Annotated in this window: 18 protein-coding genes; 15 read left to right on the forward strand and 3 right to left on the reverse strand. The window is 42.6% G+C overall.

Annotated elements, in window-relative coordinates:
* The first annotated feature begins 16 nt into the window (after nt 1-16).
* Nucleotides 17-1,297 carry an imidazolonepropionase gene (gene hutI, locus QZ995_RS17510; RefSeq protein ID WP_301809355.1) on the forward strand — a complete coding sequence of 427 codons (1,281 nt, stop codon included), beginning with the start codon at nt 17-19 and terminating at the stop codon, nt 1,295-1,297.
* Between the two features lie 351 nt (nt 1,298-1,648).
* On the opposite strand, the gene QZ995_RS17515 is transcribed toward hutI, so the two are convergent.
* From QZ995_RS17515 to QZ995_RS17525, 3 genes are all read right to left on the reverse strand, one after another.
* Nucleotides 1,649-3,346, reverse strand: coding sequence for a YcdB/YcdC domain-containing protein (locus QZ995_RS17515; RefSeq protein WP_301809357.1), 1,698 nt, complete (start codon nt 3,344-3,346; stop codon nt 1,649-1,651).
* On the reverse strand, nt 3,346-3,879 hold the full coding sequence (locus QZ995_RS17520; RefSeq protein ID WP_031411443.1) for an RNA polymerase sigma factor: 534 nt from the start codon (nt 3,877-3,879) through the stop codon (nt 3,346-3,348). Before QZ995_RS17520 ends, QZ995_RS17515 begins: the two co-directional genes overlap by 1 nt.
* An 84-nt stretch (nt 3,880-3,963) precedes the next feature.
* Nucleotides 3,964-5,490 carry a YcdB/YcdC domain-containing protein gene (locus QZ995_RS17525; protein WP_301809363.1) on the reverse strand — a complete coding sequence of 509 codons (1,527 nt, stop codon included), beginning with the start codon at nt 5,488-5,490 and terminating at the stop codon, nt 3,964-3,966.
* A gap of 232 nt (nt 5,491-5,722) precedes the next feature.
* Here QZ995_RS17525 and QZ995_RS17530 point away from each other — a divergent pair, with 232 nt between their 5' ends.
* From QZ995_RS17530 to QZ995_RS17595, 14 genes are all read left to right on the forward strand, one after another.
* Entirely contained in the window at nt 5,723-6,568 is an 846-nt protein-coding gene (locus tag QZ995_RS17530) for a DegV family protein (protein WP_301809365.1), read from the forward strand.
* A gap of 326 nt (nt 6,569-6,894) precedes the next feature.
* Nucleotides 6,895-7,899 (forward strand): LacI family DNA-binding transcriptional regulator, encoded by a 1,005-nt coding sequence (locus QZ995_RS17535; protein WP_301809448.1) that lies wholly within the window; start codon nt 6,895-6,897, stop codon nt 7,897-7,899.
* Nucleotides 7,896-8,831: a ribokinase gene (rbsK, locus tag QZ995_RS17540; RefSeq protein WP_301809368.1), complete on the forward strand. Its 936-nt coding sequence runs from the start codon at nt 7,896-7,898 to the stop codon at nt 8,829-8,831. The genes QZ995_RS17535 and rbsK overlap by 4 nt, the downstream gene beginning before the upstream one ends.
* A 79-nt stretch (nt 8,832-8,910) precedes the next feature.
* Complete coding sequence (gene rbsD, locus QZ995_RS17545; RefSeq protein ID WP_022585733.1) at nt 8,911-9,306, forward strand: D-ribose pyranase; 396 nt, start codon at nt 8,911-8,913, stop codon at nt 9,304-9,306.
* Nucleotides 9,307-9,321: 15 nt separating this feature from the next.
* The gene (locus QZ995_RS17550; protein WP_301809372.1) at nt 9,322-10,854 is read left to right on the forward strand and encodes a sugar ABC transporter ATP-binding protein; all 1,533 of its coding nucleotides are present in this window, start codon (nt 9,322-9,324) and stop codon (nt 10,852-10,854) included.
* Between the two features lie 19 nt (nt 10,855-10,873).
* Nucleotides 10,874-11,770 carry an ABC transporter permease subunit gene (locus QZ995_RS17555; protein ID WP_301809450.1) on the forward strand — a complete coding sequence of 299 codons (897 nt, stop codon included), beginning with the start codon at nt 10,874-10,876 and terminating at the stop codon, nt 11,768-11,770.
* A 28-nt stretch (nt 11,771-11,798) separates the two neighbouring features.
* On the forward strand, nt 11,799-12,734 hold the full coding sequence (gene rbsB / locus QZ995_RS17560; protein ID WP_301809374.1) for a ribose ABC transporter substrate-binding protein RbsB: 936 nt from the start codon (nt 11,799-11,801) through the stop codon (nt 12,732-12,734).
* Between the two features lie 169 nt (nt 12,735-12,903).
* A complete protein-coding gene (locus tag QZ995_RS17565) occupies nt 12,904-13,461 on the forward strand; it encodes a hypothetical protein (RefSeq protein WP_301809377.1) in 558 nt (185 codons plus the stop codon).
* A 243-nt stretch (nt 13,462-13,704) separates the two neighbouring features.
* Nucleotides 13,705-14,199, forward strand: coding sequence for a DoxX family protein (locus tag QZ995_RS17570; RefSeq protein ID WP_301809380.1), 495 nt, complete (start codon nt 13,705-13,707; stop codon nt 14,197-14,199).
* A 265-nt stretch (nt 14,200-14,464) separates the two neighbouring features.
* Entirely contained in the window at nt 14,465-15,331 is an 867-nt protein-coding gene (glcT, locus tag QZ995_RS17575) for a glucose PTS transporter transcription antiterminator GlcT (protein ID WP_301809383.1), read from the forward strand.
* Nucleotides 15,332-15,484: 153 nt separating this feature from the next.
* Nucleotides 15,485-15,985 (forward strand): PTS sugar transporter subunit IIA, encoded by a 501-nt coding sequence (locus tag QZ995_RS17580; RefSeq protein ID WP_301809385.1) that lies wholly within the window; start codon nt 15,485-15,487, stop codon nt 15,983-15,985.
* Between the two features lie 68 nt (nt 15,986-16,053).
* Nucleotides 16,054-16,818: a glucosamine-6-phosphate deaminase gene (gene nagB / locus QZ995_RS17585; RefSeq protein WP_301809387.1), complete on the forward strand. Its 765-nt coding sequence runs from the start codon at nt 16,054-16,056 to the stop codon at nt 16,816-16,818.
* A gap of 86 nt (nt 16,819-16,904) precedes the next feature.
* Nucleotides 16,905-18,350, forward strand: coding sequence for a PTS transporter subunit EIIC (locus tag QZ995_RS17590; protein ID WP_301809389.1), 1,446 nt, complete (start codon nt 16,905-16,907; stop codon nt 18,348-18,350).
* Nucleotides 18,351-18,580: 230 nt separating this feature from the next.
* A complete protein-coding gene (locus tag QZ995_RS17595; RefSeq protein ID WP_301809391.1) occupies nt 18,581-19,267 on the forward strand; it encodes a copper homeostasis protein CutC in 687 nt (228 codons plus the stop codon).
* Nucleotides 19,268-19,274 lie beyond the last annotated feature (7 nt).

Here is a 19,274-nt window from a genome sequence, read left to right on the forward strand (position 1 = left end):
ATAGGAGGAAAGCGCGATGTCGCAAATCGATTTGCTTGTTCATAATATCAAAGCACTCGTCACAATGGCTGGGCCAGCCGGGGCACGTTCTGGGTCTGAGATGAAAGAAATTGGATTGGTTCAAGACGGGGCAGTAGCTGTGGTGGATGGACGAATTGTGGCAGTTGGACGGGAAGAGGACGTACGGAAGCAAATCCAAGGTTCTAGCATATCTAGAGAGTGGGATGCTGAGGGAAAGCTAGTTACACCTGGATTAGTCGAGCCTCATACGCATTTGGTGCATGGAGGCTCTCGTGAGCATGAATTATCCCTTAAATTAAACGGGGCCAGCTATCTGGAAATTTTAGAAAAGGGCGGGGGAATCTTAAGCACGGTGCGAGATACGCGTGCCGCTACTGAGGAGGAGCTGTTTGTAAAGGCAAAGAAGAGCCTGGATCAAATGCTGCAATTCGGTGCAACTACTGTTGAAGCCAAAAGCGGCTATGGCCTTAGCGTAGAAGAAGAACTAAAACAGCTTCGGGTAACCAGTGCATTACAAAAAGCGCATCCAGTCGACTTAGTCTCTACTTTTATGGGGGCGCATGCAGTCCCCACCGAATATAAGGGACGAACAGATGAATATGTTGCTTTGGTTATAAACGAGATGTTGCCAGAGGTAAAACGTGCTGGATTGGCGGAATTTTGTGACGTATTTTGTGAGCATGGGGTGTTTAGTGTAGAGCAATCGAGAGCTATTATGCAGGCTGCCCGTAAGCTTGGCTTTAAATTAAAGCTTCATGCAGATGAAATTGAACCGTTGGGGGGAGCAGAGTTAGCCGCCGAGCTAGGCTGCATTTCCGCTGAGCATTTGTTAGCGGCAAGTGATGAAGGATTACTTGCGATGAAGGAAGCAAGAGTGGTAGCAGTCTGCTTGCCAGCAACCTCCTTTAATCTTCGACTGAGTAAGCATGCTCGGGCTAGAAAAATGATCGAGTTAGGTGTTCCAGTTGCCCTTTCCACTGATTACAATCCAGGCAGTTCGCCGACAGAATCATTGCAGCTTGTGATGACGCTAGGCTGCCTAAATCTGGGGCTGACACCAGAGGAGGTATTGACGGCCATGACGATCAATGCAGCTCATGCGATTGGACGTGCAGAACAGGTTGGAAGCCTTGAAGTGGGGAAACAGGCGGATTTGGTTATCTATGATGCGGATAATCTTGCTTATCTGCCTTATCATTTTGGCATCAATCATGTCAAAACCGTTGTGAAAAATGGGCAGATTGTGGTGCAAGATGGGAAAGTGGCTTATGAGTAAAAACGAAAAGTACAAAGCTCGAATAGAAGACGTCAATTCTCAATTAGAGATCGGCGTCTTTTTTATGAAGAAGGATAAATTACTGTCATTAGAAATGTTTTGATTCAAGGAAGGGCTAGTGACAGTGATGAGAACGTCATAAACCGGAGCTGAAGAAATTATTAAAATATGCGTAAAGTAGATTCATTACATTGATTGAAGAAGAATAAGCTGAAGGAAACGATTAAAAATACTAATGAATGATCCTGCCCTCTAATACTATGCATGAAAAAACCGTCCCCAAATTCATTATGATCCGGGAACGGCGTTGAAATTCTCATCAACTAAACTGAATAAAGTGTACTATTTTTTCTATCTTTCTATCATTTTCCCGCTAAAAGCATCAATCCATCTTCCCGCAAAAACGTCGTTCGGCATATAAACAAGCATAGGGCGGCTTGCCATTTGGCCATTTTTAGTTGGAAATAAGTAGTGAAGCACTAGGGGGTTATACGTAAGATATTCTTTAGCTACTGCTTCCTTCGAAACAGCCTCACGCTTATTCGGTAATTTGGTTAGTGGTTCACTGAAATAATCCATAAAATTAACGATCTCGCCTGTTCGACCGTCCACGTTAACCAGATATTGTTGATCAATAGCTGGAATGCCGTCATGTATGACATAAAAACTAAAACTATAGGCGTACTTACTTGTCATGAAATATTCTCCCCGCTTAATCTTAAGCTGCTTTACTTGCTGATTCAGATAAGGCTGCAAGAACGTAATTGCTTTTTTCTCAGCTTCTTGTACAGTAATCCTGGCATTGGCAGGGGTATTGTCATGCTGAATTTCATTTAAAACTTCTATTTCTTTACGTACCTGAAATCCGCTCAATAGATCATTAACCGTATATACCTCGATATTCTTTTCATTGAGCCTTGCATGGTATGTTTTTTGGGGAGAGTCAGTCGTTTCTTGAGTAACTGTAAAAGTCATTCCTTGCACATCTATATGGAATTCTTCTGTTAACACTTTAGCAACCTGTTCGGAACTTTTGGCCACAATCTGTCTGCCGCCCGGTGTGACATCAATAATGGGGGAATAGTAATCCTTTGTCCTCTGCAATTCATCTTCTACCTCTCTGCCTGTTAACGCATCCAGATAGGATGAAAAATTGGGAGAATAATAGAGCTTAGACTCTCTTGCTTTTTTAGGATCCACTTCATAGAAAAGCTCCATAAAGGGAGTTAGATTTTTTTCAATCTCTTCCTTTGGGATAGCTTGAGCAGGGGCGGGGAAGCCCTCATCGCCGATATTGTTTAAAGTTGCTTTGCCCACATTAACATAGGTTACGTTTCCGTATTTATTCACGCCTACAACATAGTAATCATTAATGACTGGAATGTTATTTACATAGCGGTCATATCTGACAGATGTCCAATCGTTATTACTGATTGGACCTACTTTATATCGAGCCAATTCATCACCTATTAGTTCTTGTAAAAAAGCAGCTGACTTTTGTCTTGCAACCTCTTCTGATGTAGAATCTGTTTGTTCGCCAGATGGCGTGTCACAATCAAATCCAAGTAATCTACCCGTTCCTGCATGAAGCTCCACGGAAGCATATACTCTTTCTTTTCCATTTACTTTTTGATCGAAGGTAATCTCATACACCCCATCTTCTTTTCCGTATACATCGGCTTCCAATTCCTTTAATTCAGGTACTAAGCTGAGTATCTTTGCTAATGTCTTCTTAGAAGGAGTGGATATGTCTTCTAGCTTCAACTTTTGATTTTTCGTTACAAGCGGAATCGCAGTTGGTTTCGTTACTTCCATTTCATGATTAATGATCGTCTGGATAAAAGGGGTGGTAACCCAAAGAATGGCAAACAAAAAGACGGCGGAGATTCCCATCCGTATGGTCAACCGACGGATTTTTTGACGTTTGTGTTGCTTACTACCTTCAGCCAAAAGTGCACGCTCTAGCGAGTGCATAAACTCTGCACGAGGCTGTGCATCTGGTTTATTTCGAAATTCCTGTAATAGCTCCTCATCGCTTGGAAACCTCATCACACCATCCCCCTTTCATACAGGTTTGAAGCTGATTCTCTTAACATTTTCATTGCTCGATGAAAGTCTACTTTTACCTTAGCTTCTGAGCACCCCAGAATATCAGCCGTTTCTTTGACACTATATTCCCTGATTCCACGTAAAATAATGACATTTCTATATTTAGGTTTTAGCGATAGCATGGCTTGTTCAAAATGAGTACGTTGTTCTTTATCCTGTAGCTCCTTTTCAGGTAAACCGACAGAGGATGGCAGGAGCTTTAGTAGAGTTCCGCCAAAAACAGTTTGAAGCCGATTTTTTCTATATTCATCAATTGCTACATACCTTGCAATATGTAAGATCCACGTTTTCATGCTTGAACGCTGTTCAAAGCGGGATAAGGATTTAATAACTCTCAGAAAAACCTCTTGAGTCAAATCCTCTGCATCATTTCTGTTTCCCGTAAAATAATAAAGATATTGATAGACTTCTTTGGCATATAGCCTGTAAATTTCACGTATTTCGTGACTTCCTTGCTCTTCTTGTTCAAACAAGGGATCTTCCTCCTTATGCTCTGTTGACAGAAAATAACCACATGATAGAATCCCGCCTCATTGAGAAGCGGGATTTTTATCATGTTATTTAAGTGGCTTTCCTGTCTGTCCATCTAGTGACGAAGAGAAGATCATCTCTAATGAATAGACCAAGACCGGTTTTGCCAGCAGCTTATTATCCTTCATTGGGAACAGATAACCTAATTGTACGGGATAATGCTTCAAAAATGCTTCTGCGGCTGCTTTTTTTGAGATAGCAAGTTTCTTATCTGGAAAAGGTGCATGAAGCTTATCAAAACCATCCATGAAGTTAACAATTTCTCCGGTTTGCCCATCTACATTTACCAGATAGGTCTGATTTGTCACGGGTACTCCATCATGTACGGGAAGGAAGACAAAGCTATAAGCTGTTGAACTAGCCATTCGTACTTGATTACGATCCACTTTCAATACCTTCACACTTTGATCCAGGTAGGGCTGCAAATATTGGACAGCCTTCTCCTGTGCTTCACGATAAGAAAGCTTGGCATTCTTTAGCTGATTGTTATGCTGGGCTTCACTGGCAAGCTCCACTTTGTTTCGTATCTGGAATCCGGCTATGATATTGTCGTGGACATAAACGGTAATTCTTCTGCCACCCGATTTTGATTCGTAGATCGTCTCATTTGCGCTTTTCATGTCAGCAGGGGTTCTGGTATCGACCGTAAAAGCGGCTCCTTGTACATCCACATGAAAATGATCTGCTAAAGCCTTTGCTACTTCCTCTGGATTTTTTGCTGTAACTCGTTTTCCCCCTGGTGTAACAGCAATGGGATCAGAGTATGTTGTTTTGTTTGAATCTACTCCCTGTACTTCTTTTCCAGTTCCAGCGTCTAGATAACCCGTTGATTCAAGAGAATAGACCAGCCTAGGCTTTCGTGAAGCTGGATCTATGCGATAGCTGAGTTCCATATGGGATGCTACTTCTTTTGTTATTTCTTCCTTTGATAATATTTTCTCAGGCTTATGAAAGACGGTGGAGGATGCACGGAGCGGGGCTGTGTCTCCAGCATTGACATAGGTAACACCCTTCGCATTAACCCCGACCACATAACGGTCTAGAAAAACAGGCATTTCATTTTCATAGCGCGTGTAGGTAACAGCGTCCCAGTTATTATCCTTCGAGGTCTTGCTAGCTTTATATTTTTTGAAATCCTTTCCTAATAGTACTTGTAGAAACGCTGCTGATTTTTGTTTGGCAAAATCCTCGGTCAAAGTGCCCTTCTTTCCATCACTCATTTCTTGATCGTTATCATAGGAATGCAAGGCTCCTGTATGCTCGTCCAATTCTACAGAGGCATATAATCGTTTTTTATCTGTTTCGATTTTCTGATAGAAAGACACATTGTAGACACCATTTCTTGGTTTTTCAACTGTTCTAGTCATCCCTTTCAATTCTGGCTGAAGGGTATACAAGATGCCAAGTGTCTTTTCTCCTGCAGGTGGCAAAGTAGCTACTGCGATTTGACCTTCTGCATGAGCGGTACTCACCAGCCGATCAGCCCACATGGGAGTAGTTGCAAGCAAGCTTGCTGCCAAGATTGAACCTATTAATTTATTTGGATATGTCATGTTTCTACCTCCGTTATCTTGTCTGTCTGCTTATTTTCTATGTAATAGTCGGCAAATATCAGCAAAGGTTACAAAATTGCCGAAATATATTTTTTATTTCAGAAAAGCACAGCTCAAATTGTGAACATGTTAAGAGAAAGTGTTCACTCCTCTTATGAAATAGGCAATAGGAAACAGATAGAGAAGGATATATAATTTTACTTATATCTTTTCAACATAAAGGAGCGTTTCAGTGAAAAAACAAATTGCTTGGGTAACAGATAGTACGGCCTATATACCAGCTGACCTTCGGGAAAAACACGATATTTATGTCGTGCCACTCGAAATTATTTTCTCCGACGGTACCTACCGAGACGGCCTCGATATGACGCCTGAGCAACTGTATGAAAAAATTGAGAAAACGCAAGAAGTTCCGAAGACCTCTCAACCTTCGCTGGGCAATTTTGTGGAGTTATATGAGACTCTCAAACAAAAATATGATTGTGCGATTGCTGTACATGTATCGAGCAAGCTAAGTGGAACACTTAATGCCAGCCAAAGCGCGGCAAAGCTGGCGGAGTTTCCGGCAGAGGCCGTAGATTCTAAAACGATGTCCTATCCCATTACACATATGATTATGCAAGGAATGGAAATGGCAAAAACGGGAGCTTCACCAGAGAAGATCGCTAGCTCGTTACGTCTTATCGCTGAGAAAACAGAGAGCTACATCCTGCTTGGAAGTCTTGATCAATTTTATCGCGGGGGGCGGATGAATGGAGTACAGTTCTTCATGGGCAATCTACTCCAAATTAAACCAATTCTGCGCATCAGGGATGGTATTTTTGAAGTCTATGAAAAAATTAGAACGGAAAACAAAGCGATTGTCTGCATGCTAGGACAGCTTGATCAAGCAATGCAGAAGCAACAGATTAAGAATGTACAAATTCTACACGGGAATGTAGTGGAAAAAGCTCAGGCTCTCAAAAAGCGAATAAAAGAGAAGTATCAGGATGTAGAAGTGATGATCGGACCTATTAGTTCCACGATTGGCGTACATGCCGGGCAGGGAACAATAGCGCTATCATGGATTAACGAATAGTCTGAATATAATATATTTATGAAAATGAAAAGGGAGCCAATATGCTCCCTTTTTCATTTATTTTAGAGGCGATTCTATTATATTGTTCCTGATTTGCAGGACAGAATGATCGTTATAAAAGCAGTTTTTACCAGTGATCACTTTCGCTTGACACCCTATCTGTGACCGGGTATATTTGTGTTGTAAGATTATGAAACCGGTTACATTTACAGAGAAACGGAACATTACGAGAGTTTATGCATCTATTTTTTGGATTTATTTGGTCGTATATCGTTTATATGAAACCGGTTACACATTAGATGGTTACGAATGTGGAGTGACGCATGATGGCAACGATTCGCGATGTAGCAAAGCTGGCAGGTGTATCTGTGGCAACCGTTTCTCGCGTGCTTAACAAAACAGGCTATGTAAATGTAGAGACGGGTCGCAAGGTTGAAAAAGCAATTCAACAGCTCCAGTATGAGCCCAACTCGGTCGCGCGAGGTCTGGCGGGTAAGCGCACAAGTACGATTGCTTTTATCTTGCCGGATATCACAAACCCATTTTTTTCAGAGATGGCGCGCGGTGTGGAGGACAAAGCCAGAGAATTAGGCTATACGGTGATCTTATGTAACTCTGATGATCAGGGGCATAAGGAAAAAACATATATTGAAGTTCTCAAGAAAAAATATATTGATGGCATCATTATCGCTTCCCAAACCTTATGCAGCGAGGACATTCAAAAGATGCAACAGGATCAGATTCCCCTGGTGGTCATGGACCGTGCCCCCGAGAATCAACATTGTTCTGTCATTAGATGCAACAACTACGCGGGAGCAAGGGAAGCTGTAGCTCATTTAGTGGAGCAGGGCTGTCGCAAAATTGGGCATATCTACGGCCCGCAGGAATTAATTACTGCCAGAGAGAGAATGCTTGCCTATGAAGAAAGCGTTCAAGGATTTTCCTGGTATTCGCCAAGCTTAATGGAACCGGGATATTTTCAATTAAATGGCGGTCAAGAAGCGGTTAAGGAATTACTGAGAAGGCATCCCGATATTGATGGTATTTTTGTCGGAAATGATTTAATGGCCATCGGGGTGCTAAAGGGCTTGAATCAGCTTGGCAGAAGAGTGCCAGAAGATGTAGCTGTATGCGGATTTGATGGCATTGCTCTGGCCTCGATGACGATTCCAGAATTAACAACAGTAGCTCAACCGATCTACGAGATGGGGGAGCTAGCTGCACTTGCGTTAACTCAGCAAATAGAGAGCACAAAGCCATTACCGAGTGTATTTGAACTAGAGCCCATTTTTATTGAGCGCAGTTCAACCAGAAGGGAGCCATTGGCATGAAACCACCACGCATAGCTGTTATTGGCAGTCTTAACATGGATGTTGTAGTAGAAGCACCTCGTCAGCCCAAAATGGGAGAGACAATCAGCGGAGATCATGTTCATTTTATCCCCGGGGGAAAAGGAGCGAATCAAGCGGTTGCTTGCGCCCGCCTAGGGGCCCAGACTTCTCTGATTGGTTCCTTGGGCAGAGATGCATTTGGAGATTCCTTGGAGCAAGCGATGAAGCAGGAAGGAATTCGAGTAAGTACGATAAAACGTGTTGAAAATGCTCCGACCGGCATCGCCTCCATTTTATTAGCAGAAGGAGATAACCAAATTATTGTAGTGGCAGGGGCCAATGCCCATACCTCCATGGCGGATGTTGACCTGCAAGCTGATACGGTGAAGGCGGCAGACATCGTGCTACTGCAGTTGGAAATCCCCGTCGAGACGGTTGTTCACACGGCAAAGCTAGCTAAAGAAGCCGGTAAAATGGTCATCTTAAATCCAGCTCCAGCGCAGAAGCTTCCAGATGAATTATTTGGCTATATCGATGTCATGACACCTAATGAATCAGAATTGTATTTGTTGACAGGGCTGGAACAAAAACAAGCGACAGACAAAGCAACAACACTGTCTGCTGCAATGAAGGAGCTCCATGCAAAAGGAGTGAAGCATGTGGTTACCACACTTGGAGCTTCGGGTTCTGCCTACTTAATAAATGGCGAGACCTTTGGGACGATTGCTAGTCATAAAGTGCCGGTTGTCGATACCACAGGAGCCGGAGATTCTTATAACGCAGGGCTTGCCTATGCACTAGCCTCTGGACAAAGCATTCCAGAAGCTGTTGAGTTTGCTAGCATTGTCTCGGCACTTGCTGTAACGAAGCTGGGGGCACAGCAGGGAATGCCTACGATGAAAGAGGTCCTAGCGTTTCAATCTAAAGAATAGCTTCATGCTAGTCGCGACAGGTTAAGGTCGCAACAGCTACAAGCCGGGGAAATTCTTGCACAGCTAAGGGTGAGAAAACATGAAGAAAATCGGGATCATGAATAGTGAAATATCCACTATCATCAGTAAGCTGGGACATACAGACCGCATTGTCATTTGCGATGCGGGCCTGCCGATCCCAGACGGGGTAAAGCGAATTGATGTGGCTCTCAAAGCAGGCTTGCCAAGCTTTCTGGATGTGCTGCAAGTAATATTAGAAGAAATGCAGGTGGAGCGTATCCACTATGCGAACGAGATGATCGAGGTTAGCCCTGCTCTTTATGAAAAAATGAAACAGGAGCTTCCTCATGTAGAAGAAAGCATCATCAGTCATGAAGAATTTAAAAAACGGACGAATGAAGCGAAAGCGATCATACGTACCGGAGAGTGCACGCCATATGCCAATGTGATTTTAGAAGCTGGAGTTACTTTTTAAAGGCGGTGTGAATGTATGACAGATTTATTGGTAGAAATGAAGGGAATCTGTAAGTCGTTTCCGGGTGTCAAGGTGCTCGATCAGGTTGAATTGGCAGTGCGTCCAGGGGAGCTGGTAGCGCTAATGGGTGAGAATGGTGCAGGTAAATCTACTCTTATGAAAATCCTGGGTGGCATTTATACCAAAGATAGCGGTACTATCACAGTTAAAGGTCAGCCTGTACCGGAGATGACCACCGCATTAGCTGCTGAACTGGGGATTGGAATCATCCATCAGGAATTGAACCTGATTTCCCATTTATCAGTTGCCGAAAATATTTTTTTGGGACGCGAATTTACCTATGGAAAAACCAAATTTATAAATTGGAAAAAGCTGCGGCAGGAAGCAAAGGTATATCTGGACAAATTAGGCATTCAGGTTGATCCCGATACCAGGGTGGGCGATTTATCGGTTGGTCAGCAACAAATGATCGAGATTGCTAAAGCGCTTTCATTGCAGGCGGACATCCTTGTATTAGATGAACCAACCGCAGCTCTTACCAATCGTGAAATCGATGCTTTGTTTGAGGTAATTTTTGCCCTTAAAAATAAAGGTGTAGGCATGATTTACATCTCGCATCGGATGGAGGAAATCTTTCAGGTTAGCGATCGCATTACAGTTCTTCGTGACGGTCAGTATGTTGGCACGAAAGCAACGGCTGAGACAAACATGGACGAGCTGGTCAAAATGATGGTAGGCAGAGAAATTACAGATCGCTTTCCAAAGGTAAAGGTGTCCCTTGGCGAAGAGAAGCTGCGCGTAGATCATCTATCTGTTAAAGGAAAACTGACGGATATCTCCTTTGCAGTAAAAGCTGGCGAAATATTGGGATTTGCCGGATTAATGGGAGCAGGCCGTTCTGAGGTTGCTAAAGCTATTTTTGGACTCGAACGGCTGGAGGCAGGAAGCATTAAAGTAGAGGGCAGGCCTGTAGCTATCAACAAGCCCAAGGATGCGATTGCGGCAGGCATTGCCTTTGTGACAGAAGATCGAAAAGAAGAAGGATTGGTTCTGTCCTTATCGGTTCGTGAAAACATAGCGTTGCCTAATCTGTCCAGTCTCTCATCCTTTGGGGTCCTTCATAAGCAAAAGGAACAACAACTAGCAAGAGAGACAATCGATAAATTAGGAGTGAAAACGCACAGCAGTGAGCAACGGGTTGGTTCGTTGAGCGGGGGCAATCAGCAAAAGGCTGTGATTGGAAAATGGCTGGCTACCGCTCCAAAAATTTTAATTTTAGATGAGCCAACGCGCGGAGTGGACATTGGGGCCAAGAAAGAGATTTATGATTTGATGAACCGTTTGGCACAGGAAGGTGTCGCGATCATCATGATTTCTTCAGAATTGCCTGAGGTCTTAGGAATGAGCGATCGAATTATCGTTATGCATGAAGGAAAAATAACGGGTGAATTCTCAAGAGAAGAAGCTACTCAGGAAAGCATTATGCACGCAGCAACAGGAGGAGGTCATTTCATTGCAAGCACAAACGAAACCAACTCTTACGTTTAAAAGCAACTTTTTGCAACAAATGGGACCGTTACTGGGACTGTTTCTGTTAGTGATTATCCTGTCCGTCGTCAGCTCTGATTTTTTAACGGTAAGCAATATTTTTAATGTCCTGCGCCAGGTTTCAATTAATGCGCTGATTGCATTTGGAATGACCTTTGTCATTTTAACAGGGGGCATTGATCTGTCCGTAGGCTCCACTCTAGCTTTATCAAGCGCATTGTCAGCAGGGCTGATGGCTAGTGGCGGCGATCCATTCCTGGCAATTGTGGTTGGACTATTGGCAGGCTTGGTAATGGGTGCATTCAATGGAATTTTGGTCGCAAAGGGAAATGTAGCTCCTTTTATCGCGACCTTGGCAACCATGACAGTTTTTCGAGGATTGACGCTAGTTTATACAGAGGGAAAACCAATCACAGGACTGCCAGATAGCTTTGGATTGGTGGGAAAAAGTTTCTTTTTACAAATTCCGATGCCGGTTATCTGGATGTTACTTTCCTTTGTCGCATTGTATTTCATTTTAAAACATACAACATTTGGCCGACATGTCTATGCTTTAGGAAGCAATGAGGAGGCAACTAGATTATCAGGGGTTTCCACCGCGAAGGTTAAAATTTGGGTATATTCTATCAGCGGCTTGTTCGCATCCTTAGCGGGTATTATTTTGACCTCCCGTCTTAACTCGGCTCAACCAACGGCGGGAACATCTTATGAGCTAGACGCCATTGCGGCAGTTGTTCTAGGGGGAACCAGTCTGTCTGGTGGTAAAGGCTGGATTGTGGGTACCTTAATCGGGGCCATGATTATCGGTGTGCTAAACAACGGTCTGAACCTGTTGAATGTATCATCATTCTATCAACTGGTGGCCAAAGGGGCAGTCATTCTGATTGCCGTTTTGTTGGATCGTTCTAAAAAATAAATGGATGAGAAAAAGGAGAGGTTTCGACATGAAAAAGTACATGAAAGTAGCATTGGCATCCACTATGCTTTTATCTGTACTAGCAGGCTGTTCCACCCAATCCAGTTTAGAGGACAACAAGGCACCAGCCCCTGATGCGAAAAAAGAAGGTGTCACCATCGGGCTCTCTATCTCTACTTTAAATAACCCCTTCTTTGTAACGTTAAAAGAAGGTGCAGAAAAGGCAGCCAAGGAGGCAGGGGTAAATCTGATTGTCGTGGATTCTCAGGATGATACTGCTAAACAAATTAGTGGAGTAGAGGATTTAATCCAGAAAAAAGTAGATGTCATCTTGGTTAATCCAACCGATAGCGCAGCTATTTCCACAGCAGTTGAATCAGCCAACGCAGCGAACATCCCGGTAGTTACGGTAGACCGTGCTGCAGAAGGTGGGAAAGTAACCGCACACATCGCTTCCGACAACGTGAAGGGCGGAGAAATGGCGGGTCAATTCATTCTAGACTCCCTAGGTGGTAAAGGGAACGTGGTTGAGCTGGAGGGTATTCCCGGTTCCTCGGCAGCACGTGATCGGGGTACAGGCTTTCACAAGGCGGTAGACAATAAAGATGGTCTAAAAGTCACAGCTACTCAACCAGCAGATTTCAATCGTGCAAAAGGCATGAGCGTTATGGAAAACATTTTGCAAGGAAATAAAAACATCCAAGCTGTGTTTGCCCACAATGATGAAATGGCTTTGGGCGCGTTGCAAGCATTGGAGGCAGCAGGTTTAAAAGAAGTGAAGGTAGTAGGCTTTGACGCTACTGAGGATGCAGTCGCTGCTGTAAAGGATGGAAAACTGGCGGCAACTGTAGCGCAAAAACCATCTGAAATCGGTAAAAAAGCGGTAGAGACTGCCATTAAAGTATCCAAGGGTGAAAAGGTAGAGGAATTTATTCCGGTTGATTTGGAATTAATCAAAAAATAGCTAGCCCACTCACGTAGCTTTCGATGATTAATAGAATAGGACACCAGGCGACACGTAAATTTTGCCTGGTGTTTTTATTTTTGTGTAAAATGACCCTATTTTTGTTCAGCAGAAATTTCGATAAATAACGTATATACAAGAAGTTAGGAAGGGAGACACTATTACACGAATGGAGTGTCAAACAAAGAATAATCCATTGCATGCTGCAAATAGTCAAAAATGTGATTGTGATATTCAGGCACTAGAAAAAATCTTGCTGGACATTTCTACAATAACAAATGAAACACAGCGTTTAGCCAAGCAGACCATGTTGAATAGTGAACGAATAAATGATTACGACAACGAATCTTCTTTGGCTATGAGAGAGTCTGTGAAGCAATTGAAGGACAAATCTGCTGTCATCTGGCATGAATGCAAGGAAGCAGTTAATCAGATTCACCTAAACATACAAACATACAGCACTCTAGTAGAACCAATGGAACCGAAGAAAAATGAAGCAAGGAACCTATTTTTACAACATGGAGTAACGACTACAATAATATATGAAATGCTGCAACAGGCACATCGGGAAATAAAGGAAATATTTCTAGCTGTGCAGAATATAACCATCAAAACCAATTTCTTGCTACAAATAATAGAAATAAGTCAATCGGCAGCAAAGCATACTGATAGGAAAAGAGAACTGATAGGCGCGGAAGGTTTAAGTCTAAAAGACTACATAAAATAGCGGTTATCGGTAATGACAAACAAGAATTACAGCCCTATCTTGCAATGTTCATTTGTTGCTCAAGGAACTATGACAATCAGCCGACATATCCAAAAAGGTCCAGTGTAAATAAGGAAGTATGGGTATGATAAAGGCAGAAAGGAATGTTATAACATAGCAAGGATGTAATTGGTTTACGCAGTGTGGGAGAGAAATATAGGAGAAACCAAAACGCTTTTTACAGAGAAAAAAGGAGTGGTGTGTATGGTAGCTTGGCTACGACAATCTCGAAGTGCTTCAGTCGTTTTATTATTGATTCGTCTTTATTTGGGGTATACTTGGATTACCGCTGGTTGGGGCAAGTTAAGCGGTGAAGGCTTTGCGACAGAGGGCTTCTTAAAAGGAGCAATTGAAAAAGCGGCTGGTGATCATCCATCTGTTCAAGGCTGGTGGGCTGCTTTCCTGGAAAATTTCGCATTGCCGGGCGCTTCCTTTTTCAATTTCTTAATTCCTTGGGGAGAATTCCTGGTAGGACTTGCGTTAATACTAGGGCTGTTCACCACATTTGCTGGATTAATGGGCATTTCTATGAATTACGCATTCTTATTTAGTGGTACAGTCAGTATTAATCCATATTTCATTTTATTAACTACGTTTATTTTAGTTGCTGGTCGTAATGCAGGATACTTTGGTTTAGATCGACTAGCACTTCCATATTGGGATAAAAAACGAGGCAGGGAGCAAATGAGGCTTCGTTAAAGCATATAGTGAGCTAGAATGTCCTATAAAGATGATAAGTTATGATTGACTTTTATCAACTTTATAGTAAAATGAATTTAAAGCGAATAATGCGTTTACAGGCGTGTTACTGTTACAGACAGGCATGAGCCACACAAAGGATTTTTCTTTCTTGTTTTTTCATGGAGAAAATCTGATGTTGGCTCTTTTTTGACTTTATGACTGTTCCAGGATACGCAGGGATTCTCAATGCAAGTTCGTAATTCTGATCTATGGTGGTGTCTGCGTGTACAAAAGCCAAGATTATAACATAAGTCGAATTTTAAGTAATAACGTCGTCTTGGTAAGCGATCCAACTGTGAATACAGAAGTGGTCTTGCTTGGCAAAGGTCTTGGATTTGGGCAAAAAGCAGGCAACCCGATTGCAAAGAATGATGAACGTATTGAGAAGCGCTTTCGAATGGAAAATGAGCTTCACTTAAATCAATTCCAATCTCTTCTGACCCAAATTGATCAGTCGGTGATTGAAATTGCAGAAGAAATCATTTCATGGGTTTGTGATGAAATGACGCCTGAGATCAATGAATTAATTCATGTTGCTTTACCTGACCATATCCAGTTTGCTGTGCATCGCTTGTCAAGCGGCATGGAAATTGTAAACCCTTTCCTATTCGAGATTCAGGCGCTGTATCCGCAGGAATTCATTCTTGCTGAACGAGCGGCGGCCTTAATCGAAGACACCTTCACGATTACGGTTCCAGAAAGTGAAATCGGATTCTTGGCTCTGCATATTCACTCCGCTGTTAGCTACATTCCAGTAGCGCAGACAGTGAAGCATACGAACCTCATCCTTGAGATGATTCAGATGGTGGAAGAGTGTTTAACATTGAAGGTAACAAAGGAAAGCTTGCACTATACTCGAATGATTACGCATTTCCGCTTCGTTCTAGAACGATTGATGGAAGGCAAAACAATAGAGAATCCTTTATTGGATCGCGTGAAAACAATGCTTCCTGAGGCATATGAGCTTGCCTTGCAGTTAGGAGAGCTTATTTCACGAAAGTTAGATGTTAAAGTCCCTGAGGATGAAGTGGGATACATGGCTATGCATTTGTTCCGCTTGTTTCAACTCGTAAAGGACAAAAAAGAATAATTGTCTTTTCACAGCGTGTTACTGGTTCGACTAGGCATGAGCAGTGGAGGATGGAGTATCCTAAATGATATCAATTTGTTTAGGCATACCCATTTTTCTATGCTCATGCCTTTTCTATTTGATAAAGTCAATGAACACCTAAGGAGGCCCTATATGTTTAGCAAATTATTTTCTCGTAAAAAAGAAGTTCAGCCAACTCAACTGCTAGCTCCCCTTACTGGTAAGGCAGTTCATTTAGAAGAAGTACCAGATCCTGTTTTTTCTCAAAAAATTGCTGGTGATGGCTTAGCTATCGACCCAACAGAAGGTGTTCTGGTAGCACCTGTTGATGCGAAAGTCGTTCATTTGTTTAACACAGGGCATGCAATCGGATTGCAGACAGCTAATGGTGCTGAAATCTTGATGCATATCGGTATTGATACTGTTAACTTAAACGGCGAAGGTTTCTCCGCGAAAGTAACGACTGGTCAAGATGTAAAAGCGGGTCAGACCCTGATTGAATTTGATTTAGATATCATTAAAAACGCAGGCTATCCTGTAATCACACCAATTATTATTACAAACAGCGATGCTGTAGAAAGCATGAAACAATTTGTAGGTGCTTCTGTGACTCGTGGTCAGGAAAAAGTTCTTGAAGTAACGCTTAAAGCTTAATCCTTTCAAACAACTATACATCATGTAGATAGAAATGATTACATCTTGTAGATAGTGAGGGATAAGTAATGAGGGTAATTGTATCAGAGAACTATCAAGAGCTAAGCAAAAAAGCCGCTGAAATCATGGCAGAACAACTGAAAAAAAAGCCTGCGTCTGTGCTTGGCTTGGCTACAGGAAGCACGCCAATAGGGATGTATAAAGAATTAATCAGCATGCATCAGGCAGGAAACGTTGATTTTAGTCAAATCACAACGTTTAACCTAGATGAATATGTGGGGCTGACTGCTGACCACGATCAAAGCTACAGCTATTTCATGTGGGATAACTTGTTCTCTCATGTAAATATTAAAAAAGAACAAACGAATATTCCATCAGGTATATTTGCGGATGCGAAGGCAGAGTGCTCTCGGTACGAGAAGGCAATGGAAGAGGCAGGCGGCATTGATATTCAAATATTGGGTATTGGTCATAATGGACACATTGGCTTTAATGAACCAGCTCAAGCGTTCACATTATCTACTCATGTAGTAGAACTGGCGTCTGAGACCATTGAAGCAAATGCTCGCTTCTTCTCTGATGTATCCGAGGTGCCTAAGCAGGCTGTGACGATGGGGATTGGTGGGATTATGAAGGCTCGCCACGTCCTGTTACTTGTAAATGACAAGAGTAAGGCGGAAGCTGTCCGTCATTTATTCACAGGCATAGTTGATCCACAGGTGCCTGTATCCATTTTACAGCTGCATCCTAATTTGACCGTATTGGTAGATCGTGCAACGGCTGAGCTGTTGCCTTTGCAAGACGAATCCAGAGAGGCTGTTCTTCAAGGCTAACGCATACAACAAGCGATATGATGTGAAACCTTATGAACGCCATGAGGTTTCACTACTCATATATAACTTCAAAAGGAGGAAATGATATGTTGGCTTTTCTTCAAAAGATTGGTAAAGCTTTGATGCTTCCGGTCGCAACCTTGCCAGCTGCATCTTTATTGCTACGTTTTGGGGCAATCGACTATGTTAAAGATTTTAACATGGGCACCACTGGCGAATTTTTAAATCATTACATCGCTCCATTCCTGAAAGCAGGCGGTTCTGCTATTTTTGATAACTTACCTTTAATATTTGCTGTCGGGGTAGCCATTGGTTTGGCAGGAGACGCAGTTGCAGCTTTAGCAGCAGTAATTGCACAATTGGTTTTACTTAATGTATTGAAAGCGGTTCCACCTGCATTTGCTTTTATCGACGATGCAATGAAATTGGACATGGGCGTGTTAGGCGGTATTATGTCCGGTGGTTTGGCGGCTTTCTTCTACAACAAGTACCACAATATCAAGCTCCCAGATTGGTTAGGCTTCTTTAGTGGTAAACGATTTGTTCCGATCATTACATCTTCTACCATGGTAGTGTTAGGTTTGCTACTTGGTCTTGTATGGGGTCCTGTCCAAGAGGCGCTTAATTCATTTGGTAATACGGTTGTAAGTATGGGGGCTGTAGGTAGCGGTATCTTTGGTATCGCGAACCGTGTACTTATTCCATTTGGTTTGCACCATGTTATTAACACGATCGCTTGGTTTGAAATTGGAACGTTTACAAATGCGGCTGGTGAAATCGTAAAAGGTGACTTGAATCGCTTCTTTGCGGGAGATCCATCTGCCGGACTATTTATGACAGGCTTCTTCCCAATCATGATGTTCGCTATGCCAGCAATTGCACTAGCAATCGTTCACACGGCGAAACCGGAAAACCGAAAAACGGTGGCTTCTATCTTCCTAAGTACAGCAATCGCGGCGTTCTTGACAGGTATCACTGAGCCGTTAGAATTTGCATTCATGTTTGCTGCTCCGTTACTATATGGTATCCACGCTGTTTTAACAGGTGCGATTGCCTTTATAATTATTGAATTAGGTGTACGTCTAGGCTTTGGATTCTCGGCTGGTTTTATCGACTACCTGGTTAACTTTAAATGGTCCCAAAAACCGCTTCTGCTTTGGCCGATTGGTCTTGCTACCTTCGTCCTTTACTACTTCTTGTTCCGTATCATGATTAAGAAGCTGAACCTGAAAACGCCTGGTCGCGAAGATGATTTCGCAGCAACGGCCGAAGGGGATACGGCTAAAACCAATGATGCTATGAGAGATAAAGCAGAAAAAGTATTATCAAATATCGGTGGAAAAGAAAATATCAAGAACATTGATGCATGTATTACTCGTCTGCGTTTAGTAGTAAACGATGACCAAAAGGTAAATGATGCAGCCTTGAAGCAGCTGGGTGCAGCAGGTGTTATGCGCTTAGGTCAAGGTAGTGTACAAATTGTTTTTGGTACACAATCCGAGATTTTAAAAGATGAGATTAAAAAACTATAACCACCCATCATAAAAATAACACTGCAAAGAGGGCATGATCCGATAAGGGTCCTGCCTTCTCTTTTTGCATTTTTATACACTGGTTCATTTATGATTGGAACGAAGCCATCTCTTGAATCATGATAAAAGGTAAGTAGGTTGAACCCTTGCTTTTTTGATGCATAGTAGTCAATTACCATGCTAAAGTAGAAGGAATAACCAATAAGCGTACCAAAGGGAGTGAAGGTAGCATGATGCTTGAAGTAATTGCAACTACGTTAGATGATGCGAAGCGAGCAGAAGCTGGCGGAGCGGATCGATTGGAATTGATCACAGGTATTTTGGAAGGAGGACTTACTCCTAGCTATGGTCTCATAAAAAATGTAGTCCATCAGGTGAAAATTCCCGTACATGTAATGGTGCGTCCTCATAGTCAATCCTTCGTTTATACGACAGACGATATAGATGTGATGCTGAAAGATATACAAGCCATCAGGGAACTTGGTGCAGCAGGTGTGGTTCTGGGAGCTTTAACGCCAGATCATCATATTGATTTTCGAGCATTAGAGACTTTATTAACAGAAACAGGACACATGCATGTTACGTTCCATCGGGCATTTGACGAGGTAGAGAATCAAACAGAAGCGCTTGAACAATTACTCCACTATAAACAGATTGACCGCATTCTAACATCTGGAGGCAAGTCAAGTGCCCTGCAAGCTGTAGAACAGATGAAAGCGTTGGTAGAGCGAACTGCTTCCACGCACATAACCCTACTAGCGGGCGCCGGCTTAACCATTGAGACTGTGTCTGATTTTGTAAAAGAAACAGGTGTCAGGGAGGTTCATTTTGGCACGGGAGTAAGACAGGGTGGACAAGCGTTGAAAGCAGTCGATACCCAATTGGTAACGCTAGTTAAGAATAAACTAAACGGATAGAAGCTAT

It is taken from the genome of Brevibacillus laterosporus (assembly GCF_030489605.1).
Lineage (GTDB): Bacteria > Bacillota > Bacilli > Brevibacillales > Brevibacillaceae > Brevibacillus_B > Brevibacillus_B laterosporus_E.